The sequence below is a fragment of the Streptomyces anthophorae genome (assembly GCF_049310305.1).
Lineage (GTDB): Bacteria > Actinomycetota > Actinomycetes > Streptomycetales > Streptomycetaceae > Streptomyces.
The window spans coordinates 2,908,754-2,935,591 of sequence record NZ_JBLWQQ010000001.1 but is presented as its reverse complement, the minus strand read 5'-3'; the positions used below and the strand labels follow the sequence as shown (position 1 = coordinate 2,935,591).

General features: G+C 70.3%; 27 protein-coding genes and 2 pseudogenes. 17 read left to right on the top strand and 12 right to left on the bottom strand.

Annotated elements, in window-relative coordinates:
* Positions 1 to 10 precede the first annotated feature (10 nt).
* The 3 genes from ACNYS0_RS13000 (at position 11) to ACNYS0_RS12990 (ending at position 2,548) form a co-directional block, all read left to right on the top strand.
* Complete coding sequence (locus ACNYS0_RS13000) at positions 11 to 1,225, top strand: phosphatidate cytidylyltransferase (RefSeq protein WP_422473422.1); 1,215 nt, start codon at positions 11 to 13, stop codon at positions 1,223 to 1,225.
* Between the two features lie 151 nt (positions 1,226 to 1,376).
* Positions 1,377 to 2,033, top strand: a complete 657-nt coding sequence (locus ACNYS0_RS12995) for a YceI family protein (protein ID WP_422473420.1) — start codon at positions 1,377 to 1,379, stop codon at positions 2,031 to 2,033.
* A gap of 293 nt (positions 2,034 to 2,326) precedes the next feature.
* The gene (locus ACNYS0_RS12990; protein WP_422473418.1) at positions 2,327 to 2,548 is read left to right on the top strand and encodes a DUF6243 family protein; all 222 of its coding nucleotides are present in this window, start codon (positions 2,327 to 2,329) and stop codon (positions 2,546 to 2,548) included.
* 136 nt (positions 2,549 to 2,684) lie between these two features.
* On the opposite strand, the pseudogene ACNYS0_RS12985 reads toward ACNYS0_RS12990, so the two are convergent.
* A pseudogene (locus ACNYS0_RS12985) lies at positions 2,685 to 3,034 on the bottom strand (site-specific integrase); the annotation flags it as partial.
* Positions 3,035 to 3,063: 29 nt separating this feature from the next.
* Here ACNYS0_RS12985 and ACNYS0_RS12980 point away from each other — a divergent pair.
* From ACNYS0_RS12980 to ACNYS0_RS12950, 7 genes and pseudogenes are all read left to right on the top strand, one after another.
* A complete protein-coding gene (locus tag ACNYS0_RS12980; RefSeq protein WP_422473416.1) occupies positions 3,064 to 3,459 on the top strand; it encodes an NUDIX hydrolase in 396 nt (131 codons plus the stop codon).
* A 569-nt stretch (positions 3,460 to 4,028) separates the two neighbouring features.
* A pseudogene (locus ACNYS0_RS12975) lies at positions 4,029 to 4,208 on the top strand (HNH endonuclease); the annotation flags it as partial.
* On the top strand, positions 4,209 to 4,883 hold the full coding sequence (locus ACNYS0_RS12970) for a hypothetical protein (RefSeq protein ID WP_422482922.1): 675 nt from the start codon (positions 4,209 to 4,211) through the stop codon (positions 4,881 to 4,883).
* Between the two features lie 125 nt (positions 4,884 to 5,008).
* The gene (rlmN, locus tag ACNYS0_RS12965) at positions 5,009 to 6,115 is read left to right on the top strand and encodes a dual-specificity RNA methyltransferase RlmN (protein ID WP_422473414.1); all 1,107 of its coding nucleotides are present in this window, start codon (positions 5,009 to 5,011) and stop codon (positions 6,113 to 6,115) included.
* Between the two features lie 255 nt (positions 6,116 to 6,370).
* Positions 6,371 to 7,483 (top strand): thiamine ABC transporter substrate-binding protein, encoded by a 1,113-nt coding sequence (locus ACNYS0_RS12960; RefSeq protein WP_422473412.1) that lies wholly within the window; start codon positions 6,371 to 6,373, stop codon positions 7,481 to 7,483.
* On the top strand, positions 7,459 to 9,138 hold the full coding sequence (locus ACNYS0_RS12955) for an ABC transporter permease (protein ID WP_422473411.1): 1,680 nt from the start codon (positions 7,459 to 7,461) through the stop codon (positions 9,136 to 9,138). Before ACNYS0_RS12960 ends, ACNYS0_RS12955 begins: the two co-directional genes overlap by 25 nt.
* Positions 9,138 to 10,187: an ABC transporter ATP-binding protein gene (locus ACNYS0_RS12950; protein ID WP_422473409.1), complete on the top strand. Its 1,050-nt coding sequence runs from the start codon at positions 9,138 to 9,140 to the stop codon at positions 10,185 to 10,187. The genes ACNYS0_RS12955 and ACNYS0_RS12950 overlap by 1 nt, the downstream gene beginning before the upstream one ends.
* 26 nt (positions 10,188 to 10,213) lie before the next feature.
* Here the strand turns inward: ACNYS0_RS12950 and ACNYS0_RS12945 are convergent, their stop codons facing one another.
* The 7 genes from ACNYS0_RS12945 to ACNYS0_RS12915 all read right to left on the bottom strand — a co-directional run bounded on the left by ACNYS0_RS12945 (position 10,214) and on the right by ACNYS0_RS12915 (position 16,775).
* A complete protein-coding gene (locus ACNYS0_RS12945) occupies positions 10,214 to 10,888 on the bottom strand; it encodes an LAETG motif-containing sortase-dependent surface protein (RefSeq protein WP_422473407.1) in 675 nt (224 codons plus the stop codon).
* Between the two features lie 205 nt (positions 10,889 to 11,093).
* A complete protein-coding gene (locus ACNYS0_RS12940; protein WP_422473405.1) occupies positions 11,094 to 12,233 on the bottom strand; it encodes an LOG family protein in 1,140 nt (379 codons plus the stop codon).
* Between the two features lie 38 nt (positions 12,234 to 12,271).
* Entirely contained in the window at positions 12,272 to 12,685 is a 414-nt protein-coding gene (locus ACNYS0_RS12935) for a VOC family protein (protein ID WP_422473403.1), read from the bottom strand.
* Positions 12,686 to 12,762: 77 nt separating this feature from the next.
* Entirely contained in the window at positions 12,763 to 13,932 is a 1,170-nt protein-coding gene (locus ACNYS0_RS12930) for a hypothetical protein (RefSeq protein WP_422410261.1), read from the bottom strand.
* Positions 13,914 to 14,678, bottom strand: a complete 765-nt coding sequence (locus ACNYS0_RS12925) for an ABC transporter ATP-binding protein (RefSeq protein ID WP_422473401.1) — start codon at positions 14,676 to 14,678, stop codon at positions 13,914 to 13,916. Before ACNYS0_RS12925 ends, ACNYS0_RS12930 begins: the two co-directional genes overlap by 19 nt.
* Before the next feature lie 217 nt (positions 14,679 to 14,895).
* Positions 14,896 to 16,275 (bottom strand): aspartate aminotransferase family protein, encoded by a 1,380-nt coding sequence (locus tag ACNYS0_RS12920; RefSeq protein WP_422410264.1) that lies wholly within the window; start codon positions 16,273 to 16,275, stop codon positions 14,896 to 14,898.
* Complete coding sequence (locus tag ACNYS0_RS12915) at positions 16,260 to 16,775, bottom strand: Lrp/AsnC family transcriptional regulator (protein ID WP_266714722.1); 516 nt, start codon at positions 16,773 to 16,775, stop codon at positions 16,260 to 16,262. Before ACNYS0_RS12915 ends, ACNYS0_RS12920 begins: the two co-directional genes overlap by 16 nt.
* A gap of 167 nt (positions 16,776 to 16,942) precedes the next feature.
* Between ACNYS0_RS12915 and ACNYS0_RS12910 the strand changes: the two genes are divergently transcribed.
* Together ACNYS0_RS12910 and ACNYS0_RS12905 are read left to right on the top strand one after the other, a co-directional pair.
* Positions 16,943 to 18,385 (top strand): gamma-aminobutyraldehyde dehydrogenase, encoded by a 1,443-nt coding sequence (locus ACNYS0_RS12910; protein WP_422473399.1) that lies wholly within the window; start codon positions 16,943 to 16,945, stop codon positions 18,383 to 18,385.
* A gap of 13 nt (positions 18,386 to 18,398) precedes the next feature.
* The gene (locus ACNYS0_RS12905; protein WP_422473397.1) at positions 18,399 to 18,899 is read left to right on the top strand and encodes a DUF1990 family protein; all 501 of its coding nucleotides are present in this window, start codon (positions 18,399 to 18,401) and stop codon (positions 18,897 to 18,899) included.
* 35 nt (positions 18,900 to 18,934) lie between these two features.
* Here ACNYS0_RS12905 and ACNYS0_RS12900 read toward each other — a convergent pair whose 3' ends face one another.
* Entirely contained in the window at positions 18,935 to 19,396 is a 462-nt protein-coding gene (locus ACNYS0_RS12900) for a hypothetical protein (RefSeq protein WP_422473395.1), read from the bottom strand.
* A 129-nt stretch (positions 19,397 to 19,525) separates the two neighbouring features.
* Here ACNYS0_RS12900 and ACNYS0_RS12895 point away from each other — a divergent pair, with 129 nt between their 5' ends.
* From ACNYS0_RS12895 to ACNYS0_RS12880, 4 genes are all read left to right on the top strand, one after another.
* Positions 19,526 to 20,206, top strand: coding sequence for a response regulator transcription factor (locus ACNYS0_RS12895; protein ID WP_422473393.1), 681 nt, complete (start codon positions 19,526 to 19,528; stop codon positions 20,204 to 20,206).
* 5 nt (positions 20,207 to 20,211) lie between these two features.
* Positions 20,212 to 21,375 carry a sensor histidine kinase gene (locus tag ACNYS0_RS12890; protein ID WP_422473391.1) on the top strand — a complete coding sequence of 388 codons (1,164 nt, stop codon included), beginning with the start codon at positions 20,212 to 20,214 and terminating at the stop codon, positions 21,373 to 21,375.
* 83 nt (positions 21,376 to 21,458) lie between these two features.
* Positions 21,459 to 22,661: an ABC transporter substrate-binding protein gene (locus tag ACNYS0_RS12885; RefSeq protein WP_422473389.1), complete on the top strand. Its 1,203-nt coding sequence runs from the start codon at positions 21,459 to 21,461 to the stop codon at positions 22,659 to 22,661.
* A 64-nt stretch (positions 22,662 to 22,725) separates the two neighbouring features.
* On the top strand, positions 22,726 to 23,277 hold the full coding sequence (locus tag ACNYS0_RS12880) for an HXXEE domain-containing protein (RefSeq protein ID WP_422473387.1): 552 nt from the start codon (positions 22,726 to 22,728) through the stop codon (positions 23,275 to 23,277).
* Here the strand turns inward: ACNYS0_RS12880 and ACNYS0_RS12875 are convergent.
* The 3 genes from ACNYS0_RS12875 to ACNYS0_RS12865 form a co-directional block, all read right to left on the bottom strand.
* On the bottom strand, positions 23,249 to 24,391 hold the full coding sequence (locus ACNYS0_RS12875; RefSeq protein ID WP_422473385.1) for a serine hydrolase domain-containing protein: 1,143 nt from the start codon (positions 24,389 to 24,391) through the stop codon (positions 23,249 to 23,251). The two genes, ACNYS0_RS12880 and ACNYS0_RS12875, sit on opposite strands and share 29 nt — an antisense overlap.
* Positions 24,392 to 24,529: 138 nt before the next feature.
* The gene (locus tag ACNYS0_RS12870; protein ID WP_422473383.1) at positions 24,530 to 25,213 is read right to left on the bottom strand and encodes a glycerophosphodiester phosphodiesterase; all 684 of its coding nucleotides are present in this window, start codon (positions 25,211 to 25,213) and stop codon (positions 24,530 to 24,532) included.
* 22 nt (positions 25,214 to 25,235) lie between these two features.
* A complete protein-coding gene (locus tag ACNYS0_RS12865) occupies positions 25,236 to 26,303 on the bottom strand; it encodes an adenosine deaminase (protein WP_422473381.1) in 1,068 nt (355 codons plus the stop codon).
* Positions 26,304 to 26,401: 98 nt separating this feature from the next.
* Between ACNYS0_RS12865 and ACNYS0_RS12860 the strand changes: the two genes are divergently transcribed.
* On the top strand, positions 26,402 to 26,821 hold the full coding sequence (locus ACNYS0_RS12860; RefSeq protein WP_422473379.1) for a DUF4190 domain-containing protein: 420 nt from the start codon (positions 26,402 to 26,404) through the stop codon (positions 26,819 to 26,821).
* Positions 26,822 to 26,838 lie beyond the last annotated feature (17 nt).

Genomic DNA, 26,838 nt, shown 5'->3' with positions numbered 1-26,838 from the left:
CGAGGAATCCGTGAACGACTCTTCCTGGGGTGCGCCGACCGGGCCCGGACAATGGGGCCCGACCGACGGCCAAGGGTCCGCCCCTGGTCAGGGGCCCGCGTACGGGCAGGTGCCGGCGTACGGCCAAGAGCCGTCGTACAACCAAGGACCGGCGTACGACCACGGGCGCGCTCCGGCGGGTCCCGCGTACGAACGGCACGCGGTCGATGAGACTCGGCCCATGCCCATCGTGCCCGATATGCCTGATACGCCTTCTGGTGACGGAAGGGGCGACGACCAGGACGACCGGGGGGCCGCTCGGCTGAGTGGTCCCCTGTTCCGCGACGAGACGCCTCGGCAGCCGGAGCCGGACGAACGGCCCGCGGAGCCCGCCGGGTCCTCGGCGCCCTCGCGGCCCGAACCGCCCAAGAAGAAGAGCGCGGGCCGGGACCTCGGGGCCGCCATAGGCGTCGGTGTCGGGCTCGGTGCGGTGATCATCGCTTCGCTCTTCATCGTCAAGGCCGTGTTCGTCGGCGTCATCGCGGTGGCGGTCGTCGTCGGACTGTGGGAGCTGACCTCGCGGCTCGAGGAGCGCAAGGGCATCAAGGCGCCGCTCGTGCCGCTCGCCGTCGGCGGCGCGGCCATGGTGGTGGCCGGGTACGTACGGGGCGCCGAGGGCGCCTGGGTGGCAATGGCGCTGACCGCGCTCGCCGTCCTCGTGTGGCGGATGACCGAGCCGCCCGAGGGATACCTGAAGGACGTCACGGCGGGGGTCTTCGCGGCCTTCTACGTGCCGTTCCTCGCGACCTTCGTGGCGATGATGCTCACCGCGGACGACGGGGCGTGGCGCGTGCTCACGTTCCTGATCCTGACGGTCGTCAGCGACACCGGGGCGTACGCGGTCGGCTGGCGCTTCGGCAAGCACAAGCTCGCGCCGCGCATCAGCCCCGGCAAGACCCGCGAGGGCCTGGTGGGCGCCGCCTCGTTCGCCATGGTGGCGGGCGTGCTGTGCATGCAGTTCCTGGTGGACGACGGCACGTGGTGGCAGGGCCTCGTCATGGGCGCCCTCGTCGCGGCCAGCGCGACCCTCGGCGACCTCGGCGAGTCCATGATCAAGCGGGACCTCGGGATCAAGGACATGGGGACGCTGCTGCCGGGGCACGGCGGCATCATGGACCGCCTCGACTCCCTGCTGCCGACCGCTCCGGTCGTCTGGCTGCTTCTGGTGCTGTTCGTCGGTTCCTGAAGAACGCCCACGTGAGAGCCCCTGTCCGTAACCGGACGGGGGCTCTTCGTATATACCTCCACGAGACTTGTGAAGACCTGTTCACGAAGGTGGTCGGGTTCGTTGAGGGGGGCTTGCGTGCGTTCTTTACGCTGAAGTAACAACGTGCCTCATGAACATCTTCGGCCGCAGCTTCTCCTCCCGACGCGCAGAGGGATCCGCTGCTCCGGGTGCCGCCGGCACCGCAGTCCTGCCCGACCCGGCCGGCCACGACCCCTCCATGGCGGCGCTCACCGGCTCCTGGATGGTCGACCCCGCACACAGCAGGATCGGGTTCTCCGTCCGGCACGCCATGGTGACGACCGTGCGCGGCGCCTTCACGGATTACCAGAGCCGCCTCTACTTCGACGGCAACGATCCGTCCCGCTCCTCCGCCGAGCTCGTCCTCGCCACGGCGAGCGTCGACACCGGTGTCGAGCAGCGGGACGCCCACGTGGTGGGCCGGGACTTCCTGAACGCCTCCCAGTACCCGCGGATGACCTTCAAGAGCACCGCCGTGGAGCTGGTGGGCGACGATGTCTACCGGATGCACGGCGACCTCACCATCAAGGGCGTGGCCCGTCCCGTCGTCCTCGAACTCACCTACATCGGCTTCGTCACGGACGCCTTCGGCGACGAACGCGTCGGCTTCGACGGCACCACCACCATCAACCGCACCGACTGGGGCCTCACGTACAACGCCCGCCTGGCCCAGGGCGGCAACATGGTCAGCGAAAAGGTCCGCCTCCAGTTCGACATCGCAGCGATCCGCACGCCGTCGGCTCCCTGATGCCGCGGGTGCCCGGGGCACGCGTCGAGCTCTGCGACACGGCTCGGCCCGCCTGAGGCCGGAGAGCGGCTCGCTGAGCTCCAGCCACCGAGCAGCCCTCTATCAGCGACTCTGTCGCCGGTAGGGGGCTGCTCCGCTGTGTGTGGCCGGTAGTACGACACGATCTTCGCGATACGCTCCAGGTCGGCCACGGATGCATCGCGCCGAAGGCCCGGCCGACGCCGGGACCGAAAGGCCGGCCGTCCCTCACCGATGAATCCGTAGATCACTTCACATCACCGCCGGGAGAACCCGTGACCGACAGCAAGAACATCAACAACCCAGTGGGCCAGGGCGGCGGCCAGCGCAAGAAGCAGTCCCGCGCCGAACGCCAGAACAACGGCCCGCACCGCAACGCGGACCGCCGCCACGCAGCGGACCAGAAGGCGGAACTGGTGCGCAAGATGCGAGAGAAGACAGGCGCAGCCGAGGGCACGGGGCAGTCGGACGACGACACCGCCCCCACACAGAGCTGACGCACCACGGGCCGCCCAAGGCCGCCCAACAGCGACCAACGGCGACCGCCAGTGACGGGCGTCCCAGGCGACGGCCCCGGGGCACCCCCGCGCATCCGCGGCACAAAAAGGCCCCAACCTGCGTGGTTGGCACGGATCAGGGGCCTGTTTGGCTTACTGGGCTGTGTCTGGGGCCGTCTGCCTCGGAAGGCGTTGGCAGGAACACCCGGTCGACAGCGTTGCGCGTGCGCTCCTGACTCGACGGCATCAAGTGCGCGTACACGCGGAGCGTCAGCGCTGGGTCTGTGTGACCGAGGTACGGGCGTTCAGGAGGACGGACGCGTAGAAGTGCCTGAGTGCGTACATGCCGTGCTCGCGGACCGAGACGTACCTCCCGTCGGGTCCGGCGCCCGGGATGAGGCCAGCGAGCGCCAGAGCAGGCTTCCAGGCATGGGTGTTGAAGTTGCTGCGCCACACGATCCCGTTCGCGGCGTTCGTGAACAGGAGATGGATGGGCCGTCACCTCCGTAGCCGGAGTGGTGGTCCGCGATGACGGCCGACTGCTGGCCATCCGCCGAGCGGACAACGGCACGTGGGAACTTCCCGGCGGCGTGCTCGAACTCGAGGAGACCCCGGAGGCAGGCGTACGCCGAGAGGTCTGGGAAGAGACCGGCATCCACGTCGAGGTGGACGAGCTGACCGGCGTCTACAAGAACACCACCCGGGGCGTCGTGGCCCTGGTGTTCCGCTGCAAGCCCGCGGGCGGTGAGGAGCGCACGTCGGACGAGTCCACGGCCGTGGAGTGGCTGACGCCCGACGAGGTCAGCGAGTACATGTCCGAGGTTTACTCGATCCGGCTCCTGGACGCCCTCGACGGGGCGGGCCCGCATGTCCGAAGCCATGACGGTAAGCGCCTGATGCCAGCGCGATAGAGCTTTCCCTACTTCATCAAGACCGGCTGCGCTCCGCTCCGCCGGGCGCGCTTCTCGGCTCCGCTGCCCTTCGCGCTCATGCCTTCGGCCCGCGCTACGGGCGCTGCACCGACGCGCGCCCACATGGTTGGGGGCCGGGGCTTGAAGTGGGTGACCGCGCTGCTCAACTCGCCTTCAAAGACGATGCCTCCGGCGGGGGATCGGCCGGCACCGGGAGCCGGGGAAACGCTGCCGGGTGCAGGTCCGTGGGTGGTTGCGAGGGCTCCCATCCCGTCCACCGTCGACCCAGGCAAAGCCGAGCAGACGTGGCCCCTGGTGTCCAGGTCGTTCGTACAGCGGCGCGCTCCACCTGGACACCAGGGGCCACGCCCGCTCCACTGCGTGTGGGTCGACGGCGGACGGGATGGGAGCTGGGGTTGGGTGGTGGGCTGCGGCGATGAGGCGGGGTGGAGGTTGCTCCAATTTACCCTCCGCCCGAAGTCGCTCCGCCTACATTGTTGTCCATCCAGCGCGGAGAAATCTCGATATGTTTAGTACATGCGTTGAGATTCGAGAGAGTCGGGGAATTAATGTACGAAGGTCGACCGAAGACGCCGTCCGAGGTTAAGAGGAAGCTACGTCAACATGCCCGTTTTGGCTGCTGTAGATGTGGGCTACCGATCTATCAGTATCACCACATCGTTCCGTACAGCGAGGAGCAGCATTTTCGAGTAGAGGACATGATGCTCCTCTGTCCTTTGTGTCATGACATGGCGACGAAAGGGGTTTTCAGTGACGCTCAACAGCGGGAAATACAGAATGCTCCCTTTAATGTACGGAAGGGGCTGGCAGGTGGAATGTTGCATACCAGTCAAAAGTACTGTGCCGTGCTGGCTGGTGGCGTGTTGCTGGTAGGCGAAGGGCCGGTGATCCTTGCGGACGGGGAGTCGCTCTTGGCCCTTGCCCCGGACGAGGGTGGGCATGTGCGGTTGTCGATAACCTTGCGAGACGAGGGCGGGAACCTGCTTGCCCTAGTTCAAGATAATGAATGGATTTCGGGCGATGCGACAGTCTGGGATATGGAATCAGATCATCAGAAGCTAGTCGTTCGATCTGCCGCCAACCGGGTGGCGCTGAATCTGAACGTGAAGGGTGAACCGGCTCATCTTCGGGCTAAATTCTGGCACGCTGGCTACATGGTTGATTTGCGTGGTATTGGTATCCGTATTAATGGGGTGGACGCTGGACAGGAGCTAGCGGAGGGGCTCGCATTCGCTGGTATGGCCCTTGACCTCAACACCGAAATGCGGCGCGTCCAGCTCGTGCCGCAGCTTGAAAATGCCCTTCTGGTAAGCGAGCCCGACCCCTTGAGGCGGCTAACAAAGACCGTGGAAGCGTGGAAGCGACTCAAAGGTGAAATGTCCAGCTCGGAGAGGCAGGGCTGACGGGAGCTGGGCCGTCCCTGGGCCGTCCGAGGCCGCTCAGCAGTGACCAACGGCGACCGCCAGTGACAGGTGTCCCACACGACGACCGCAGGTCACCCCCATTCGTCTGCGACACTGGTAACGCTATGCCTAAGCCCGGAGAACTCACGTTCGTCGCCCCCCGCGGAGCCAAGAAGCCGCCGCGGCACCTTGCTGATCTTTCGCCTGCTGAGCGGAAGGAAGCCGTTGCCGCGATCGGTGAGAAGCCGTTTCGCGCCAAGCAGCTCTCGCAGCACTACTTCGCGCGGTTCGCGCACGACCCCGCGGAGTGGACCGACATCCCCGCGGGATCGCGCGAGAAGCTGCGGCAGGCGTTGCTGCCGGAGCTGATGACCGTTGTGCGGCATCTGTCGACCGACAACGACACGACGCGCAAGACGCTGTGGAAGCTGTTCGACGGGACGCTCGTCGAGTCCGTGCTGATGCGGTATCCGGATCGCGTGACGATGTGCATCTCGTCGCAGGCCGGATGTGGGATGAACTGTCCCTTCTGTGCCACGGGGCAGGCCGGGCTCGACCGGAATCTGTCGACCGGTGAGATCGTGCATCAGATCGTCGATGGGATGAGGGCTCTCCGGGACGGGGAGATTCCCGGGGGTCCTGCCCGGCTCAGCAACATCGTGTTCATGGGCATGGGCGAGCCGCTCGCCAACTACAAGCGCGTCATCCAGGCCATCCGCGCGCTCACCGACCCGGAGCCGGACGGGCTCGGGCTCAGCCAGCGCGGCATCACCGTGTCGACCGTCGGGCTCGTGCCCGCCATCAACCGGTTCACCGACGAGGGGCTGAAGTGCCGGCTCGCGATCTCGTTGCACGCCCCGGACGACGAGCTGCGTGACACCCTCGTCCCCGTCAACACGCGGTGGAACGTGCGCGAGGTGCTCGACTCCGGGTTCGAGTACGCCGCGAAGTCCGGGCGTCGCTTGTCGATCGAGTACGCGCTCATCCGGGACATCAACGACCAGGCATGGCGTGGTGACCGGCTCGGGCGGATGCTCAAGGGCAAGCCGGTGCACGTGAACCTGATCCCGTTGAACCCGACTCCCGGGTCGAAGTGGACCGCCTCGCGGCCCGAGGACGAGAAGGCCTTCGTCGACGCCATCGCCGCGCACGGCGTCCCGGTGACCATCCGGGACACCCGCGGCCAGGAGATCGACGGAGCCTGTGGACAGCTGGCGGCCACCGAGAGGTAGCCTGGCCACAGTAAGTACGACAACTACATCTGCATTTCCGACAGGGGAGCGCCACAGCGCTGAGAGTGCGGCGACCGACGGCAGGCATCGCGTCGACAGGCCGCAGACCCTCTGGACCTTGCCCGGGTCATTCCGGGTAGGAAGTTCGGACACCACTCAAGCTGTTGCGCCCTGCCCGGAGCCCTGGCCGTTTTGGCCGGAGGGCTCCGGGCAGGGCCGCGTCTTCTCCTGGTCAACTCCAGGAGGAATGAAGTAGTGAGCAAGAAGCAGTCGGCCCGCAGGGCGACCACGACCGCGTACGTTTCCGTGGTCGTGGGGCTCGGGCTCGTGGCGCTGTCCGCGTGCGGGTCCTCCGGCGGTGGCTCCGGTGCCGCCGGTGGGGACTCCAAGACCGTGACCCTGGTGAGCCACGACTCGTGGGCCGTCTCCAAGGGCGTGCTGAAGGACTTCGAGAAGAGCTCCGGGTACAAGGTCAAGGTCCTCAAGGACGGGGACGCAGGCGAGGCCGTCAACAAGGCGATCCTGTCGAAGGACAATCCGCAGGGCGACGTCTTCTTCGGCGTCGACAACACCCTGCTCTCGCGCGCGCTCGACAACGGGATCTTCTCCTCGTACAAGGCCAAGGGGCTCGAGGAGAACGTGAAGCGCGAGTACCGGCTCGATGCGGGGAAGGACCGGGTTACCCCTGTTGATACCGGGTCGCTCTGCGTCAATTACGACAAGGCGTATTTCAAGAAGCACGACCTCGCGCCGCCTTCGTCCTTCGCCGATCTCACCAAGCCGGCCTACAAGAACCTGCTGGTCACGGAGAACGCGTCCACCTCGTCGCCCGGTCTCGGCTTTCTGCTCGGCTCCGCCGCGAAGTACGGGGACGACGGCTGGCAGCCGTACTGGAAGAAGCTGAAGGCCAATGGGCTCAAGGTCGTCGACGGCTGGGAGCAGGCGTACAACGAGGAGTTCAGCGGGAGCGCCGGGGGCAGGAAGGCGGGCGGTGACCGGCCGCTCGTCGTGTCGTACGCGTCCTCGCCGCCCGCCGAGGCCGTCTTCGCCGATCCGCAGCCGAAGACCTCGCCGGTCGGGGTCGCGAAGGGCACCTGCTTCCAGCAGATCGAGTTCGCGGGGCTGCTGAACGGCGCGCAGAACGAGAAGGGCGGCAAGGCGCTGCTCGACTTCCTGGTCTCCAAGAAGTTCCAGGAGGACATGCCGCTCAACATGTTCGTCGACCCCGTGACGGAGAATGCCACCGCGCCCGCCGACTACACCAAGTACGCGGTGAAGATCGACGATCCCGAGACCATGAGCCCGCGCAAGATCGCGGACAACCGGGACGACTGGGTGAAGTCGTGGACGTCGCTCGTACTGAAGTAGCCGTCAGGACGACGAGCGGGAACACGGCGCGGCTCGGGCTCATGGTCCTGCCCGTCGTGTTCTTCGGGCTGTTCTTCGCCTATCCGGTCGTCGCGATCGTCGAGCGCGGCCTGCACGCCGAAGGCGGCTGGCAGCTCGGGCGGCTGTTCGACGTGCTCGGGCAGTCCGACATCCGGCACGTCCTGTGGTTCACGGTGTGGCAGGCGCTCGCGTCGACCGCGCTGACGCTGCTGATCGCGCTGCCGGGGGCGTATGTCTTCGCCCGGTTCGAGTTTCCCGGCAAGCAGGTGCTGCGGGCCGTCGTCACCGTCCCGTTCGTGCTGCCGACCGTCGTCGTGGGCACCGCCTTCCTCGCGCTCGTCGGCAAGGGCGGGCTGCTCGACGAGCTGTGGGGCGCCCGGCTCGACACGACGGTGTGGGCGATTCTGCTGGCGCATGTGTTCTTCAATTACGCGGTCGTGGTGCGGACCGTCGGCGGGCTCTGGGCGCAGCTCGATCCCCGGCAGGAGGAGGCCGCGCGGATGCTCGGCGCCTCGCGGTTCGCGGCGTGGCGGAAGGTGACGCTGCCGGCGCTCGGGCCCGCCGTCGCCGCCGCGGCGCTCATGGTGTTCCTGTTCACGTTCACGTCGTTCGGCGTCGTGCAGATTCTCGGCGGTCCGGGGTTCTCGACGCTTGAGGTCGAGATCTATCGGCAGACCGCGCAGATCTTTGATCTGTCCACCGCCGCCGTGCTGACCATCGTGCAGTTCCTCGCCGTCGGGCTGATTCTCGGCGTGCACGCCTGGACCGTGCGGCGGCGGGAGAGCGCGCTGCGGCTCGTCGACGCCGCGCACACGTCGCGCAGACCGCGCGGGGCCGGCCAGTGGACGCTCCTCGCCGGCGTACTCGTGACCGTCGCCCTGCTGATCGTGCTGCCGCTCGGGGTGCTCGTCGAGCGCTCGCTCGACGCTCCCGGCGGATACGGGTTCGGGTACTACCGGGCGCTCACGAACGCCGACGGCGGGACCTTCCTCGTACCGCCGATCGACGCGATCTGGAACTCGCTGGAGTACGCGCTCGCCGCCACGGCCATCGCCGTGGTGATCGGTGGGCTCGCCGCCGCGGCGCTCACCCGCCGGGCCGGGCGGCTCGTGCGGGGCTTCGACGCGTTGCTGATGCTGCCGCTCGGGGTGTCGGCGGTGACCGTCGGGTTCGGGTTCCTGATCACGCTCGACGAGCCGCCGCTCGACCTGCGGTCCACGTGGATCCTGGTGCCGCTCGCGCAGGCGCTCGTCGGGGTGCCGTTCGTGGTGCGGACGATGCTGCCGGTGCTGCGGGCCGTCGACGGGCGGCTGCGGGAGGCCGCCGCCGTGCTCGGGGCCTCGCCGCTGCGGGCGTGGCGGGAGGTCGACCTGCCGATGGTGCGGCGGGCGCTCCTGGTCGCGGCCGGGTTCGCGTTCGCCGTGTCGCTCGGCGAGTTCGGGGCGACCGTGTTCATCGCGCGGCCTGACAACCCGACGCTGCCGGTCGCCGTGGCCCGGCTGCTCGGGCGGGCCGGCGACCTCAACTACGGGCAGGCGATGGCCCTTTCGACCGTGCTGATGGCCGTCTGCGCGGCCTCGTTGCTCGTCCTTGAACGGATTCGGCCCGCCAAGGCCTCGACCGGGGAGTTCTGATGTCGCTGCTGGAGCTGGACGACGCGACCGTACGGTTCGGTGGGCGCGCCGTGCTCGACGCCGTGGACCTGGAGGTCGCCGAGCACGAGATCGTGTGTGTGCTCGGGCCGAGCGGCAGCGGCAAGTCGACGCTGCTGCGGGCCGTCGCCGGGCTGCAACCCCTGGACGGCGGGCGGGTGTTGCTCGACGGCGCCGACCGGGCCGGGGTGCCCGCGCACAAGCGCGGCGTCGGCCTGATGTTCCAGGACCACCAGCTGTTCCCGCAGCGCGACGTGGGGCAGAACGTCGCCTTCGGTCTGCGGATGCACGGGGCAGGAAAGGCCGAACAGGCGGAGCGCGTACGGGAGTTGCTGGGGCTCGTCGGGCTGCCCGGCGCCGAGCGGCGCGCGGTCGGCGCGCTGTCCGGCGGGGAGCAGCAGCGGGTCGCGCTCGCGCGGGCGCTCGCGCCGCGGCCGCGCCTGTTGATGCTGGACGAGCCGCTCGGACAGCTCGACCGCTCGCTGCGTGAGCGGCTCGTCGTCGAACTGCGGGAGCTGTTCGGCGAGTTGGGGACGACCGTGCTCGCCGTCACGCACGACCAGGGGGAGGCGTTCGCGCTCGCCGACCGGGTCGTGGTGATGCGGGACGGGCGGATCGCCCAGACCGGTACGCCCCTTGAGGTGTGGCAGCACCCGGCGGACGAGTTCGTGGCCCGGTTCCTCGGCTTCGACAACGTGGTGGAGGCGACGGTGACCGGGGCGGTAGCGGACACCCCCTGGGGGAAGGTGCCGGTGCCCGACGGCTCGGAGCAGGGGGACCGCAAGCTGCTCGTACGGCCCGCGGGCGTACGCCTCGTACCGGCCGCCGAAGCCCAGCTGACCTGCGCCGTCACCGCGCGCACCTTCCGTGGCACGCACGTCGCGCTGCACTTGCAGCCGGAGGACGCGCCCCGCCTGGAAGCGGCCTGCGCGCTGCGCGAGGCGCCGGAACCGGGGGACGAGGTCGGGGTCGCCTTCGACGCGGCGGAGATCGTGGTGCTGGGGGCGGGCGCCGCCGCGGAGACCGGCTGAGCGGTCGGACGGCGCCCGCGCCGGGCCTACTTCTGCGCCGCGCTCTTGCGGCGGAGCGCGAAGACCACGCCGCCGCCCGCGACGACCAGGAGGGCCGCGATGCCGGCGATCACCGGGGTGTTGCTGCTCGCGCCGGTCTCGGCGAGGTCCGAACCACCGGCCGGGGAAGCCGAGTTGCTCGGCGCCGGGGCGGCGGCGGGGCTGCTCTTGGAGGGTGCCGGGGCCGGCTTCTCGGCCGGGGCCGAGGTGCTGGGCGCCGCGGACGTGGGAGGCGTCGACGGCTTCTCGCCGGCGCACGCCTTGGCGGGGGCGGTGACGCCGCCCTTGATGTCGTCGTCGACGTTGAAGCGGTCGGTCTTCACGTGGACGCGGTAGGTCGCGCCCGGCTTCCAGTCCTCCTTGAAGGTGATCGTGGCGCCCTCCTTGGAGCCCTTCACGACCTGGGAGCCGACCTGCTCCTCGGAGCCGCCGGACGTCCGGAAGACGGTGACGGTCGCCGGGGTGCCGGACGCGTCCACGTCGGTCACGGAGATGACGCCCTGCTGACCTTCACAGCCGGCCTTGGCGGTGAACTCGCTGATGTTGCACGCCGACGCGGAGCCTGCGACGCCGAGCGTCAGGGCCGTCGCGGCGGCGGCCACACCGGCGAAGCGGGCAGCTCTTGAGGGGATGCGCTGAAATATGCGGGGGGCTACGGACACAGCTGTCCTTCACATGTACTGGGAAGAGAAGGGGTGCGGCGCGGCGCGAACGCACCTCGAAGCTCAACACCCCCACGGTCACCGATGGTTTATCGGTGACCGTGACGCACGGTCAATACACGAAGCGCCCCACCGGCCACTCTTGACCCCCGCTTGACCCAACGGGCCAGGGTCCGCGACCCCAGCAAGATCCGTCAGAAGGGCCCTAGCCGAGCCGCTTGATGGTCTCGCCCGCCTCCTCGACCGTGTCCACCAACGCGATCCGGTCCTCCATGGACCGCTCGCGGGCGAGCGCCTGGAGCAGTGGCCAGGTGGGCAGCCGTTCGGTCCAGTGGGCGCGGTCGACCAGGACCATCGGGGTCGGCTCGCCCCGCGACTCGTAGTAGTTGGGCGTCGCGTTGTCGAAGATCTCCTGCACCGTGCCCGCCGCGCCCGGCAGGAAGATCACGCCCGCGGTGGAGCGGGCCAGCAGGCCGTCCTCGCGGGTGGCGTTGGCGAAGTACTTGGCGATGTGCTCGGCGAACGCGTTCGGCGGCTCGTGTCCGTAGAACCAGGTGGGGATGCCCACGGAAGGGCCGCCGCCCGGCCAGCGCTCCCGGACGGCGAAGGCCGCGTCCGCCCAGTCGGTGATCGACGGGGTGAACGACGGTGACTTGGCGAGGAGTTGGAGTGCGTCGTCGAGCATGGTGTCGGCGAACGGCGCCGCGTACGCGCCCAGGTTCGCGGTCTCCATCGCGCCGGGCCCGCCGCCCGTCGCCACGGTGAATCCCGCGCGGGCCAGCGTGCGGCCGAGCCGGGCCGCGCCCGCGTACGCCTCCGTGCCGCGCGCCATCGCGTGACCGCCCATGACGCCCACCACCCGGGCCCCGGCGAGGAGTTCGTCGAGCGCGTCGGACACGGAGTCGTCGTGCACGGCGCGCAGCATCGACGCGAACACGTCGCCGTCGGCCTTGGTGCGCTGGAACCATTCGTACGCGCGGGCGTCGGGAGTGGCCGCGTAGCCGCCCTCGGACGACAGGCCCTCGAACAGCTCGGCGGGGGCGTAGAGGCGGCCGCGGTACGGGTCGAAGGGGAGGCCGGGGACCGGTGGGAAGACCAGCGCGCCGCGCGCCCTGACCTCGGTGGCGGCCTGCGGGTCCATGGGGCAGCCGAGGAATATGGCGCCCTCGACCTCGGTGCGGCGCAGCTGCTCGGTGCGGGCGGTCAGGTCGACGGCCTGCACCCGGTGCCCGGTCAGCGTGGCGTGCGCGGCCACCACCTCGTCGAACTCCGCGAGCGTCTCGATCTCGCGGTCGGAGGTGGTGGCGGGCACGGACGGTTCGGTGGAACGTTCTGGAGTCGGCACCCGCCCATGCTAAGCAGGGGCGGGCGCCGGGCTGTTGGTCAGCCCTCGACGACCGACGGGTCCATCCACATGACCTCGAAGGTGTGCCCGTCGAGGTCGTCGAAGGCCCGCCCGTACATGAAGCCGTGGTCCTGCTTCTCGCCGGTCTCGGTGCCGCCCGCGGCGATCGCCCGGTCCACGAGCTCGTCGACCTTCTCGCGGCTCTCGGCGCTCAGTGCGAGGAGCACCTCGCTGCTGCTCGTCGAGTCGACGATCTTCTTCTTGGTGAAGCTCGCGTACTTCTCCTTCGTGAGCAGCATGATCACGATGTGTTCGCTGATCACGATGGAGGCGGCGGTGTCGTCCGAGAACTGGGCGTTGCGCTCGTAACCCAGCTCCGTGAAGAACTTGGTTGACGCGGCCAGGTCGTTCACGGCCAGGTTCGGGAAGATCATCTGCTGGTACTCGCTCATGACGTGTCCGTCGCCTTCTCGCTGAAGTGAAGTGGTGTGGTGCGTACGAACATGTAGACGGCCAGTGTCGGCAAAACTCATCGCACCGTCAGCGGTGCTGCCGAAAGTTCCGCGACGACCCAGGTCAGCGGCCCGAAAACGGCCAGCAGGGCGCAGGCCCTGAGCGCCACCGCCCCGCGCAGCGCCGAGGCGGGGGCGCCGATCCGCAGCAGCGCCTCCGTCGTGTTCCGCCGCGCCTGGCGGGCCTCGAAGGACGCGGTCACCAGCGTCGCCACGGCGCAGCCGACGACCAGCAGCGCGCCGAGCGTCGCGAGCGGCCCGACGCCGGCCGCCGCGCCCTGGCGCTCCCCGTACACGGTGGCCGCCGCGTACGCGCCCGACGCCACCGCGCAGACCACGCCGAGCGGGCGGCCGACGCGCCGTGCCTCCTCCTGGAGCACCCGGCCCGCGAGCAGCCGCACCGCCGAGGGGCGTACGGACTGCAACGCGCGCCCGCACAGGTACGTGAGCCCGGGACCGGCGAGCGCCAGGCCGAGCGCGGTCAGCGTCCACCCGGCGAGCACGCCCGTGGGGCTGCCGGTGAGCCCGCCGGGCAGCCGGGAGCCCGCGGCGCCGCGCACGCTCGCCGCGTACGTCTCCACGGCGAGGCCCGCCGCGAGCAGCGCGAAGCCCCACGGCAGTCCGGTCGGGGCGGCCGCGGGCTCCTGCGGCTCCGCGGTGTCCTTGACGGGGCGCGCGAGCCGCGGGCGCAGTGCGAGGGCGCTCGCCGCGGAGGCCGCGAGCGGCACCCACGTCAGCAGGGTGAGCGTGGCGGCGAGCGGCAGGGGCCGGTCGGCGGCGAGCAGTCCGCGGGCCGCGCCGTCGAACGGGAGGCCGGACAGGTCGCCCCGCAGATGCAGGAAGAACAGCAGCGCCAGCATCGAGCCGAGCGTGCAGGCGATGGCCGTGGAGATCGCGGCGAGCAGGGTGAGGCGGGCGGGGCCGAGGCCCACGGCGGACAGGCCCGCGCGCGGCTGTGTGCCGGGGTCGGAGCGGGCCACGGCGACCGCGAAGTACACGGTCGCGGCGAGCGGCAGCGCGCACCAGGCGAGGCGCAGCACCGAGTTGGCGGCGGTCTCGGGGTGCCCGAGCGCGTGGCCGAGCGTGCTCAGGAGCAGAAATCCGGTGCCGGCCGAGGCGGCGGCGACGAGGAGTCTGCGCAGCTGGACCAGCGGGTGCGCGCCGCGCGCTAGACGGAGAGCGAGCACGCGGTGCGACCCTCCCCTTCGGAGGTCTTCTCGGGCAGCGGCACGGTGTGCACGCGGCGCCCGTCGAGCAGCGACTCGGTGCGGTCGGCGAGCGCGCCCACCGCGGAGTCGTGGGTCGCGAGGACGACCGTGATGTCGTGCGAGCGGGCGGCGGCGGTGAGGGTGCGCAGGATGTGGGCGCTGTCCGCGCGGTGCAGGGTCGCGGTCGGCTCGTCGGCGAACACCACGTGCGGGGCGTGCGCGAGGGCGCGGGCGATGGCCACGCGCTGGCGCTCGGCGACGGACAGGGCGTGCGGGCGCTTGCGGGCGAGGCGGCCGACGTCGAGCCGGTCGAGCCACTCGTGGGCGGCGGCCTTGGCGGGGCGGCGCGAGGTGCCGCGCAGCATCAGGGGGAGGGCGGCGTTCTCCCACACGTTCAGCTCGGGCACGAGGACCGGCTCGGGGTCGATCCAGCCGAACCGGTCGCGGCGCAGCCGTTCGCGGACCAGCGGGCCCATCGTGTGCACGGGTGTGCTGTTGAACCACACCTCGCCCTGCTGCGGCAGGAGCTGACCGGAGAGGCAGCGCAGCAGTGTCGTCTTCCCGCTGCCGCGGGGTCCGGTGACGGCGAGGATCTCGCCCTCGCGGACACCGAGCGAGACACCGGTGAGCGCGGGGGGCGCGCCCTCCGGCCCGTTGCCCGATCCGCTGTGCGCATAGTGCAGGGCACGCGCCCACAGCACGTCGTTGTCCGGCGGGGCCACCATGACGTACACCTCGTTCTGATCAGTTGCCTTCCCCCTAACGGGGGAACGAAGGCGGGGCCGATCGGTCACTGGGCACCGTATGGACGCGCGGGCGCGGGCCGGAGAAGGGCACGGCCCGGTTGCCTCCCATCTCACTCGGATGGGTGCAACCGGGCCGTGCGTCAAGCCAGTTGGCGGTCCGTGGCCACCCCTGGCTCAGACCTTGATCAGACCTTGATCAGATCTTCGACCAGGCCTCCGTGAGGACCTGTCGGATGATCCCTTCGATCTCGTCGAACGTCGCCTGGTCGGAGATCAGCGGCGGGGAGAGCTGGATGACCGGGTCGCCACGGTCGTCCGCGCGGCAGTACAGGCCGTACTCGAAGAGCTTCTTCGAGACGAAGCCGTAGAGCACGCGCTCCGACTCCTCGTCCGTGAAGGTCTCCTTGGTGGCCTTGTCCTTCACGAGCTCGATGCCGTAGAAGAAGCCGTTGCCGCGGACGTCGCCGACGATCGGCAGGTCGTTCAGCTTCTGGAGCGTGTTGAGGAAGTTCGCCTCGTTGTCCAGCACGTGCTGGTTGAGGCCCTCGCGCTCGAAGATGTCGAGGTTGGCGAGACCCACCGCGGCGGAGACCGGGTGGCCGCCGAACGTGTAGCCGTGCAGGAACGTGTTGTCGCCCTTGTAGAACGGCTCGGCGATCCGGTCGGAGACGATGGCCGCACCGATCGGGGAGTAGCCGGACGTCATGCCCTTGGCGCAGGTGATGATGTCGGGCACGTAGCCGAACTTGTCACAGGCGAACATCGTGCCGAGGCGGCCGAAGGCGCAGATGACCTCGTCGGAGACGAGCAGCACGTCGTACTTGTCGCAGATCTCGCGCACGCGCTGGAAGTACCCGGGCGGCGGCGGGAAGCAGCCACCGGCGTTCTGCACCGGCTCCAGGAAGACGGCCGCGACCGTCTCCGGGCCCTCGAACAGGATCTCCTGCTCGATCTGGTCGGCGGCCCAGCGGCCGAAGGCCTCCGGGTCGTCGCCGTGGATCGGGGCGCGGTAGATGTTCGTGTTCGGCACCTTGTGCGCGCCCGGGACGAGCGGCTCGAAGGGGGCCTTGAGGGCCGGCAGACCCGTGATGGACAGGGCGCCCTGCGGGGTGCCGTGGTAGGCGACCGCGCGCGAGATGACCTTGTACTTCGTGTGGTTGCCGTTGAGCTTGTGGTACTGCTTCGCCAGCTTCCACGCGGTCTCGACGGCCTCGCCGCCACCGGTGGTGAAGAAGACCTTGTTGAGGTCGCCCGGAGCGTAGTGGGCCAGGCGCTCGGCCAGCTCCACGGCCTTGGGGTGGGCGTACGACCAGATCGGGAAGAACGCCAGCTCGGCCGCCTGCTTGGCGGCGACCTCGGCGAGTTCCTGCCGACCGTGACCGGCCTGGACCACGAACAGGCCGGAGAGGCCGTCCAGGTACTTCTGGCCCTTGTCGTCGTAGATGTAGGTGCCCTCGCCACGCACGATGGTGGGAACGGGCGCGTTCTCGTACGAAGACATGCGGGTGAAGTGCATCCACAGGTGGTCGTACGCGGTTCGGCTGAGGTCCTTGCTCACGGCTATCGGGTTCCCCACATGTAGGTCTGCTTCTTGAGCTTCAGGTAGACGAAGCTCTCGGTGGAGCGCACGCCGGGGAGGGCCCGGATGCGTCGGTTGATGACCTCCAGAAGGTGGTCGTCGTCCTCGCAGACGATCTCCACCATCAGGTCGAACGAGCCCGCGGTCATCACGACGTACTCGCACTCCGGCATGTCGGTGAGCGCGTCCGCCACGGGATCCAGATCGCCCTCGACGTTGATGCCGACCATCGCCTGCCGCCGGAAGCCCACGGTGAGCGGGTCGGTGACGGCGACGATCTGCATCACGCCCTGGTCGAGCAGCTTCTGGACGCGCTGGCGCACGGCCGCCTCGGAGAGGCCGACGGCCTTTCCGATGGCGGCGTACGGGCGCCTGCCGTCTTCTTGAAGCTGTTCGATGATGGCGAGGGAGACGGAGTCGAGCGGCGGATTGCTGCCGTTCCTCGAACTGGGTCCCTTGGGATCTGCGCTACGACTGGCCACGGCCTCACTGTGCACGAGGACTCGTCGGTTTCGCAAGCCCAGAGCGATGAAATTCGTTGTCTGTGAGGTTCAACCTCACTGATTCCGTAGTTCAACGGGGGTGGGGGGTGTCGAAAACGTCGGTCCTCGGTCTAGGGTGGGCGTCTCAATCTTTGGACAGCGAACAGTCAGGAGGGCCGGCAGTGAGCACCAGTGAGCTGCGTCGTCTGCGCAATTACATCGACGGTGAGTTCAAGGACGCCGCCGACGGACGGACCACCGAGGTGGTCAACCCCGCCACGGGCGAGGCGTACGCGACCGCGCCGCTGTCCGGGCAGGCCGACGTCGACGCCGCGATGGCCGCCGCCGAGGCCGCGTTCCCGGCCTGGCGCGACCTGGTCCCCGGCGAGCGCCAGAAGTACCTCCTCAAGATCGCGGACGCGTTCGAGGAGCGGGCCGAGGAGCTCATCGCCGTCGAGTCGGAGAACTGCGGCAAGCCGATCGGGCTCACCCGCAGCGAAGAGATCCCGATGATGCTCGACCAGATCCGCTTCTTCGCGGGCGCCGCGCGCATGCTGGAGGGTCGCTCCGGCGGCGAGTACATGGAGGGCCTGACCTCCTTCGTGCGCCGCGAGCCGATCGGCGTCTGCGCGCAGGTCGCGCCGTGGAACTACCCGATGATGATGGGCGTGTGGAAGTTCGCCCCGGCGCTCGCCGCGGGCAACACGGTCGTCCTCAAGCCGTCCGACACCACCCCGGCGTCCACGGTCCTGATGGCCGAGATCATCGGTTCCATCGTGCCCAAGGGCGTCTTCAACGTGGTGTGCGGCGACCGCGACACCGGCCGCCTGATGGTCGAGCACAAGACCCCGGCGATGGCCTCCATCACCGGCTCCGTGCGCGCCGGCATGCAGGTCGCCGAGTCCGCCGCCAAGGACCTCAAGCGGGTCCACCTGGAGCTCGGCGGCAAGGCCCCGGTCGTCGTCTTCGAGGACGCCGACCTCCAGAAGGCCGCCGAGGGCATCGCCGAGGCCGGGTACTTCAACGCCGGTCAGGACTGCACCGCCGCCACCCGCGTGCTCGTGCACGAGTCGGTGCACGACGAGTTCGTCACCGCCCTCGCGAAGATCGCCGCCGAGACGAAGACCGGCGCGGCCGACGACGAGGACGTGCTCTACGGCCCGCTGAACAACGCCAACCAGCTGAAGCAGGTCACCGGCTTCATCGACCGCCTCCCGGCGCACGCCAAGGTCGAGGCCGGCGGCCACCGCGTCGGCGAGCAGGGCTACTTCTACGCCCCGACCGTCGTCTCGGGCCTCAAGCAGGACGACGAGATCATCCAGAACGAGGTCTTCGGCCCGGTCATCACGGTCCAGTCCTTCACGGACGAGGACCAGGCGGTGTCCTACGCCAACGGCGTCGAGTACGCGCTGGCCTCCTCGGTCTGGACGAAGGACCACGGCCGCGCGATGCGGATGTCCAAGGTCCTCGACTTCGGCTGCGTGTGGATCAACACCCACATCCCGCTCGTCGCCGAGATGCCGCACGGCGGCTTCAAGAAGTCCGGCTACGGCAAGGACCTGTCGGCGTACGGCTTCGACGACTACACGCGCATCAAGCACGTGATGACGTCGCTGGACGCGTGAGTCCTACCTGTACGTGAGTCTCACTTACGGCGAAGTCGGCGCGACCCTGACGGAGGGTGAACTGCCGTCGGGGTACGCCCACTTGGACCGGCGCGCACGGATCGGCTCGGGGCAGGAATGCTTCGAGCGGTCCGGCGCGGCGGTCCTTTCGTGGGGCGCGCAGCGCGGCGCGGGCCTGCGGGTGCGACCGGAGGACACCCCCGTCCGGGAAGGCGCCGACGTGGTGCTGCGCGCGCCGTTCCTCCGGATCCCCTGCCGGATCGTGCGAGTGGTGCGCGAGCCCGCACGCGTCGGATTCGCGTACGGCACCCTGCGGGGCCACCCCGAGTGCGGCGAGGAGGCGTTCCTCGTCGAACGAGATCCGGACGGCTCCGTATGGTTCCGCGTACGGGCGTTCTCACGTCCGGGTCGGTGGTACGTGAGGGCGGGCGCGCCGGTGGCGAGGGTCGTACAGAGGTGGGCGACCGCTCGCTACATACGAGCGATCGCCACCTCAAGCCCCTGCGGCGATTGAGCAGCGGGGTGCGGGGCGGAGCCCCGAGACGGGTGCTACTTGCCGCCCACCCGCTTCGGCGGCGCCGGAAGAACGAGGCCACCGTTCGGGAACGTGACCCCTGCCTTCTCCAGCGGCCCCTTGCACACCTTGAACGCCTTCTTGGTGGCGGCGGATCCGGCCCGCGGCGACTTCCCCTCCGGCACCCGCGTCTTCACGACGAACGAGACCCCGCCGTCGGAACCCTTCGCGGCGTGGAACGACGGGAACAGGTCCTCCCCGTGTTCGCGCATGCACGCGGCGAAGGCGTCGTTGGCCTCGTTGAGGTCGTCGGGCGCCTCGGCGGTCGGGTGGTAGCCGATGGTCGCGGCACTCTTCGGCGGCTTCGGCGGAGTGTGGCCCCAGCCGCCGCCGCTCGCCGAGGCCTGCGTCGCGGTGACCGCGCCGAGCGCGACGGCCGAGATCAGCGCGCCGGACGTGAGGAGGCGGTGCCGGTGGTGGAGCAGACGCATACGCATGTGTCGGTGGTCCTTTCCGTGGAGTGCACGGCGGCTGCCGTACGCAACTCACTTCACCGGTATGCCGGTTACGGCACGGGAACGCCCGCCCTTATGCCTGCGTAACCGGGCCACCGCCACACTGACGCCATGCGTGTGCTGGTGGTCGAGGACCATGAAGAGCTCGCCGAGACCGTCGCCGCGGGGCTGCGCCGCCAGGGCATGGCCGTCGACGTGGTGTACGACGGTGACGCGGCGCTGGAACGGGTCACGGTGCACGGCTACGACGTCGTCGTGCTCGACCGCGACCTGCCGGGCGTGCACGGCGACCAGGTGTGCCGGGCGCTCGCGGCGGGGGAGGGGCGTCGGGCGCTCGGCGCGGGGCAGGGGCGCGAGCGCGTGCTCATGCTCACCGCGTCCGGGACCGTCGCCGACCGGGTTGCCGGGCTCGGCATGGGCGCCGACGACTATCTTCCGAAGCCGTTCGCGTTCACCGAACTCGTCGCGCGCGTAAGGGCGTTGGGGCGGCGCGCGGGACCCGTCCTGCCGCCCGTCCTGGTCCACGGAGACCTGCGCCTCGACCCGGGCCGCCGCGAGGCCGTCCGGGCCGGACGCCACCTCCCGCTCAGTCCGAAGGAGTTCGCCGTCCTTGAACTGCTGCTCGCCGCCCAAGGCACCGTCGTATCGGCCGAGGAACTCCTCGAGCGGGCCTGGGACGAGGCCGCCGACCCCTTCACCCAGACCGTCAAGGTCACGGTCAGCCGCCTGCGCCGCAAGCTGGGCGACCCGCCGCTGATCGAGACGGTCGACCGGGCCGGATACCGGGTGTGACCGGCGTGCGCAGGGCCCTGCGGCTGCCGGGCGGCAGCGTCCGGTGGCGGCTCACGCTGCTCTACAGCGGCCTGTTCGTGCTCGCGGGCGGCCTGCTGCTCACCTTCGTGTACGCGATGGTGGCCCAGGCCTCCGGCTGGGGCCGGGTCAAGGAGAAGGCCGTGTCCGCCGCCGAACCCGTGCCGCGCGAGGCCGCCGCTCCCGCCCTCAAGGCCGTCGTCGAGCGGAGCCTCGAAGTGCAGCGCGACGGACAGCTGCACCGCCTCCTCGTCGAGTCCGGCGTCGCGCTCGGCCTGATGGCGCTGGCCTCCCTGGCACTCGGCTGGCTGGTCGCGGGTCGGGTCCTCGCCCCCTTGCGCACCATGACCCACAAGGCCCGCCGGATCTCCGCCGACGACCTGCACGAACGGCTCGCGGTGCACGGCCCGCGCGACGAACTCAAGGATCTGGCCGACACGTTCGACGGGCTGCTCGGCCGACTGGAGGGCGCGTTCGAGGCGCAGAAGAGGTTCGTCGCCAACGCCTCCCACGAACTGCGCACCCCCATCACCTTCCAGCAGGCCGTCGTCGACGTCGCCCTCGACGACCCCGAAGCGGACGCCGAGACGCTGCGCGCCGCCTGCCGCCGGGTGCGTACGGCGGCGGAGGAGCAGGAGCGGATCATCGAGGCGCTGCTGATGCTGGCGCGCGGCCAACGCGGCCTGGAGAAACGGGAGTACGTGGATCTCGCCGATGTCGTACGGGACGTGCTGTCGGCCGCGGAGGGCGACGAGGGAGTGTCGGTCCGCACGGAGCTCGCCGCGGCGCCGCTGCTCGGGGACCGGCGACTCGTCGAACGCCTCGCGGGCAACCTCGTCGACAACGCGCTGCGTCACAACTCGCCCGAGCGGGAGGGTGGTTGGGTAACCGTCCGGACGGGCAGCGAATCCGGCCGGGCCACCCTCCGCGTCCACAACAGCGGCCCGCACGTCCCCGCCGACCGCGTCGACTCGCTCTTCGAACCGTTCCGCAGGCTCGGCACCGAGCGCACCACACGGCGCCGCGAGGGCCTCGGCCTCGGCCTGTCGATCGTCGCGGCGGTGGCCCAGGCGCACGGCGGTCGCGTACGGGCCCGGCCGGGCGGGGTGGAGGGCGGCCTCCTCGTCGAGGCCGAGTTCCCGGCGACGTAGATCGACAAGGTGTCGGTCGGGGGCCGCCCCGCTCGACGCAGCGTCCATTGAACACCCGACCCGCCCGCTCCCATGCTGGATCAGTGAGATCGAACCCGGTAACCCCCCATGTCACCCGCCGTTCACTGCTGCGCACCCTGGGCGGAGGGGCGACCGCAGCGGCTCTCGGCGCCCTCGTCACCGGCTGCGGTGTGCCCGCCGCGTACGTCTCGCCCGGCGACCGCTCCGCGAAGGACCGGTCCGCCGACGACAAGAAGCTGACCTGGGCGAACTGGCCGCTCTACATCGACGTCGACGACGACAACCCGTCGAAGCGGCCCACCCTCGACGCGTTCGAGAAGCGGACCGGGATCCAGGTCAAGTACACCGAAGAGATCAACGACAACGACGAGTTCTTCGGCAAGATCAGCCCGTCGCTGATGAACCACCAGAAGACCGACCGCGACCTCATCGTCATCTCCGACTGGATGTGCTCGCGCTTCGTGCGGCTCGGCTGGGTCCAGGAGATGGACCGCGCCCACCAGCCGAACGTCACCAAGTACCTCGACCCGCTGCTGCGCTCGCCCGCCTTCGACCCGGGCCGCAAGTACACCGTGCCGTGGCAGTCCGGCATCACCGGCATCGCGTACAACAGGCGGAAGCTGGGCCGCGAGATCAAGCACGTCTCCGACCTGTGGGCCAAGGACCTGGCGGGCCGCGTCACGCTGCTCTCCGGCCTCGACGAGTCCTTCGCCCTCCTCATGCAGGGCAACGGCGTGGACATCACCAAGTGGACCGGCGCCGACTTCGACAAGGTCTGCGAGCAGGTCGAGAAGCTGGTGAAGGCGAAGCACATCCGCCGCTTCACCGGCAACGACTACATCAAGGACCTGTCCAGCGGCGACGTCCTGGCCTGCCAGGCGTACAGCGGCGACATCATCCAGCTCCAGGCCGACAACCCGGACATCGAGTTCGTCGTGCCCGAGGAGGGCGCCGAGCTGTGGGCCGAGTCCCTGATGATCCCCAACCTCGCCGACCACAAGGCCAACGCCGAGCGCCTGGTCGACCACTACTACCGGCCGGAGGTCGCGGCGGAGCTGGCCGCGTGGGTCAACTACGTCTGCCCGGTGCCCGCGGCGCGGGACGTGCTGGCCTCCTCCAAGGACAAGGAGACCGCCGAACTCGCGGAGGACCCGCTGATCTTCCCCGACGACACGATGCGCTCGCGGCTCGCCATCGCCCGTGACATCAGGCCGGCGGAGCGCACCGAGTTCTCCAAGCGGTGGAACAGGATCGCGGGGCTGTGAGGAGCGACGGGTGTCACAACTCGACCTCACACGAGTCGAGTTGAGGGCGTCATAGGCTGACGCCATGGCCGATGACCAGTTGTCCGTCGAGGCGGCGGTGACCCTGGGGCTGTTCGCCGCCTGGGCGCTGCACGACACCGAAGAGCTGCTCACCACCCCCCGCTGGATCCGGAGGAACGTGCCGCGGCTGCGCGAGCGGTGGCCGGACGTGCCCGAGCGGGTGTGGCGGCTCATGGAGCGCGTCGACGGGCGGGAGTTCACCGCGGCCGTCGGCGCCATGGCGGGGATCGTCGGAGCGGGGGCCGTGGCCGGGTGGGCGAGCGGTGGCCGCAGTGCCGCATACCAGACCATGCTGAACGGGTTCGGGGCGCACGGGCTGCTGCACATCGGGCAGGCCGTCGCCGTCCGCGGCTACACCCCGGGCGTCTTGACCTCGCCGGTGCTCGTCGTGCCGTTCACCGTGTGGGCGCGGCGGCGGCTGAAGAGGGCCGGGGTGCTGCGTCCTGGCCGGGCCCGTGACGTCGTCGCCGGGGTCGCCTGGGCGGCCGCGGCGACGGCCGTGTCGCACGGGGTGGCGCACCGGCTGGTCAGGTCGCGTTCCGCACCGAGGCCATGATGATCCGCTGGGCGACGGGGTTCATCTCCTCGCCCTTCGCGTCCGTGGAGTTCACCGAGTAGACGACCGTCCGGGACAGGTCCTGGTCGGCGGCGATCCCGGTGCTGTAGCCGTACCGCGAACCGGACTTGCCCCAGTACACGCGGCCGCCGATCTCGATCTTCTGAAGGCCCGCGCTCATCGTGGCGCCGGCCACGCCGGCCGGCAGCGTGAACATCTCCTCCAACTGCGGCGCGGGCACGATCCGGCCCCGGAAGAGGGCGGTGAGCAGCCGCTCCAGGTCGGCGGTCGTGGAGATCATGTCGCCCGCCGCCGACCGGTCGGCCTGGACCCACTCCGTCACGTCGACGAACTTCCCGCCCACCAACTGGTAGCCGCGGTTGTGCGGGCCGTGGATCCGCCGTTCGGTGCCAGGGAAATACGTGTGCCGCATGCCCGCGGGACGCAGCACGAGCCGGGTCGCCGCATCCGCGAAGGAGCCGCCCGTGACCTTCTCCACGAGCAGCCCGAGCAGCGTGTAGTTGATGTTGAGGTACTGCTGGCGTGTGCCCGGCGGGAAGGAGGGGTCCTTGGTGAGCGCCGAAGCGGCGACCTGCGTGGGCGTGACGACGTCGAAGCGGTGCGCGTACTGGTCGGCGAACGTGTCGCCCCAGCCGTCCCCGGCCGGTATCCCGCTGGTGTGGTTGAGCAACTGCCGTACGGAGACGGGCTGTCGGAAGGCGGTGCCGCGGAAGAGCGCGGGGAGGTAGCGCTGCACCGGCGCGTCCAGGTCGACCCGTCCGTCGGCGGCGAGCCGCAGCACGGTGGCCGCCGTCACCACCTTCGTGGTCGAGCCCGCCCTGAACCGCGCGTGCTCCAGGGCCTTCGCCCCGCTGCGCAGGTCCCGTACGCCCGCGGCCCCGTGCCAGGAACCTCCGGTGCCGCCTACCCGGACGAGGGCGGCGGTGGCGTCGTCGTCCGGCAGGCCCGCGAGGGCCTCGGTCAGCGCCTTCGCGTCGGGGGCGCCAGGGGCGGGGGCCACCACGGCCTGCGCCGGGACGGCCGTGGCGAGCGGCGCCGCGACGGCGCCGAGGACGAGCGCGGTGGACAGGGCGAGGGCGAGACGACGCTTCAAGGGGGCCTCCTGGCAGGGGAGTTGGCCCGGTCGGGCCGACACGGACCATCCTTGGCGCCGGCCCGCCGCGGCGGCTCGTCGCGAGGGATGATCCCGACCCCGGCCCGCGGCCCGGCGGTTCCCCTAGGGGAGAAGGCCTCAGATGTCGCCGCGCAGCGACGTCAGGACGTCGACCCGGTTCGTCGTGATCGAGTCGACGCCGATGTCGAGCAGCCGGCGCATCGAACGCTTGGTGTCCGGGGTCCACGCCGACAGCAGGTAGCCGTCGTGGTGCACCTTGGCCGCGAGCTCCCGGGTCACCAGCGGGAAGCGGTAGTTGAGCCAGCGGGGTGTGAGGGCCGCGAGGACGGCGGGGCGGGGCGGTGCAAGGGAGGTCCAGGTGAGTGCGAGCTCGGCGGAGGGCGCGGCGGCGCGCACCTTGAGCATCGTCTGGGCGCCCGCGCAGTAGTAGACCCGCTCCTCGGCGCCGCAGTCGCGCACGGCGCCGACGACCGCCCGGACCGTACGCGCGTCCGCCCCCGGAAGGTCGATCATGACGCGGGCGTCCCGGCACACCTCCAGGGCGTCCGCCAGCGTGGGCACGCCGCCCTCCGTAAGTCCGCGCACCTCGTCGCCGGAGAGCGCGGACAGCGGGCGTTCGTGCTCCCACAGGCGTTCGAGCGTGGAGTCGTGGAGCAGGACCGGGACCGCGTCCCGCGTCAGTCGTACGTCGATCTCCACCGCGTCCGCCCCCCGTTCCAGCGCGGAGCGCAGGGACGGGAGGGTGTTCTCGCGGACGCGGTAGGGGTCGCCTCGGTGGGCCACGGCAGTCACGGTGCGCATGGCCCCATTGTGACCTGCGGGCTCAGCCCGCCGTCGGCCAGTTCCGCGTGTACGTGTCGATCTCCGCGGCGATCCGCGCCTTGCCCGGCTCGTCGAGGAACGAGGCCCGTACCGCGTTCTTGGCCAGCTCCGCCACGCCCCGCTCGTCGAGGTCGAGGAGGCGGGCCGCCACCGCGTACTCGGTGTTGAGGTCGGTGGAGAACATCGGCGGGTCGTCCGAGTTGATGGTGACCGTCACGCCCGCGTCCACGAACTGCCTGAGCGGGTGCTCGTCGAGGGTGCGGACCGCGCGCGTCGCGATGTTCGACGTCGGGCACACCTCCAGCGGGATGCCGTGCTCGGCGAGGTGCGCGAGGAGCTTCGGGTCCTGGGCCGACGACGTGCCGTGCCCGATCCGCTCGGCGCCCAGGTGGTTCAGCGCGTCCCACACGGACTCGGGCCCGGTCGTCTCGCCCGAGTGCGGCACCGACCGCAGGCCCGCCGCGCGCGCCCGGTCGAAGTACGGCTTGAACTGCGGCCGCGGGACGCCCACTTCGGGCCCGCCGAGGCCGAACGACACCAGGCCCTCGGGCCGCAGCCTGTCGTCCGTGGCGAGCCGCACCGTCTCCTCCGCCGACTCCAGACCCGCCTCGCCGGGGATGTCGAAGCACCAGCGCAGCACCGTGCCGAACTCGGACTCCGCCGACTTGCGGGCGTCCTCGATGGCCTCCATGAACGCGCGGGCGTCGATGCCGCGGCGCGTGGAGGAGAAGGGGGTGAGGGTGAGCTCCGCGTACCGCACGTTCTGCCGTGCCATGTCGCGGGCGATCTCGTACGTGAGGAGGCGGACGTCCTCCGGCGTGCGGATGAGGTCGACCACCGACAGGTACACCTGGATGAAGTGCGCGAAGTCCGTGAACGTGAAGAACTCGGCCAGTGCCTCGGGGTCGGTCGGGACCTTCGAGTCGGGGTGCCGGGCGGCGAGCTCCGAGACGATCCTGGGGGAGGCGGAGCCCACGTGGTGGACGTGCAGTTCGGCCTTCGGCAGTCCGGTGATGAAGGCTTGCAGGCTCCGACTCGGGCTCTGGCTGTGACTCGGGCTCTGGCTCACGGTTTCCTCCCCAGGAACTTGGGTGATCGGCTGATCGGGGTCCTCGTCATCGTATGCGGGGAGATCGCCCGCGCGGCGCGGGTGCCTAGCATGAGCGGATGAGCGAGTACGACCCGTGGCGCACGCCGCCGGCGCCCTCCGCGTACGGGTACGCCAATCCGTACGCGGCGCCGGACGAACCCGTGCCGCCACCGCCCATCGGCCCCGAGGGGCCGGGGCCCTACGCCTACCGGGCGTACTGGTACGCGTACGGTCACGGCACGTCCGGTGCCGTGCCGCCCCGCAACGGGACGGGCACCGCGGCCCTGGTGCTCGGCATCGTCACCGCGGTCGGCTTCCTGCTGTGGCCCGTCGCGATCGTGACGGGTGCGCTCGCCGTGATCTTCGGCGTGATCGGCAGGCGCCGGGCCGGGCGGGGGTTCGCGACCAACGGAGGGCAGGCGCTGGGCGGGCTCATCTGCGGCGTGGGCGGGCTGCTGTCGGCGGTCGGCGTCGCGATCGCCGTCCTCCTGGGCTAGGGGGCGAGCAGCCGCGG

Excerpts from the sequence above, each read along its gene's own strand:
- ACNYS0_RS12995 (WP_422473420.1), top strand. The coding sequence starts at position 1,377 with ATGAACATCTTCGGCCGCAGCTTCTCCTCCCGACGCGCAGAGGGATCC.
- ACNYS0_RS12970 (WP_422482922.1), top strand. The coding sequence starts at position 4,209 with ATGGCGACGAAAGGGGTTTTCAGTGACGCTCAACAGCGGGAAATACAG.
- rlmN (WP_422473414.1), top strand. The coding sequence starts at position 5,009 with ATGCCTAAGCCCGGAGAACTCACGTTCGTCGCCCCCCGCGGAGCCAAG.
- ACNYS0_RS12950 (WP_422473409.1), top strand. The coding sequence starts at position 9,138 with ATGTCGCTGCTGGAGCTGGACGACGCGACCGTACGGTTCGGTGGGCGC.
- ACNYS0_RS12935 (WP_422473403.1), bottom strand. The coding sequence starts at position 12,685 with ATGAGCGAGTACCAGCAGATGATCTTCCCGAACCTGGCCGTGAACGAC.
- ACNYS0_RS12925 (WP_422473401.1), bottom strand. The coding sequence starts at position 14,678 with ATGGTGGCCCCGCCGGACAACGACGTGCTGTGGGCGCGTGCCCTGCAC.
- ACNYS0_RS12900 (WP_422473395.1), bottom strand. The coding sequence starts at position 19,396 with ATGCGTATGCGTCTGCTCCACCACCGGCACCGCCTCCTCACGTCCGGC.
- ACNYS0_RS12895 (WP_422473393.1), top strand. The coding sequence starts at position 19,526 with ATGCGTGTGCTGGTGGTCGAGGACCATGAAGAGCTCGCCGAGACCGTC.
- ACNYS0_RS12880 (WP_422473387.1), top strand. The coding sequence starts at position 22,726 with ATGGCCGATGACCAGTTGTCCGTCGAGGCGGCGGTGACCCTGGGGCTG.
- ACNYS0_RS12870 (WP_422473383.1), bottom strand. The coding sequence starts at position 25,213 with ATGCGCACCGTGACTGCCGTGGCCCACCGAGGCGACCCCTACCGCGTC.
- ACNYS0_RS12860 (WP_422473379.1), top strand. The coding sequence starts at position 26,402 with ATGAGCGAGTACGACCCGTGGCGCACGCCGCCGGCGCCCTCCGCGTAC.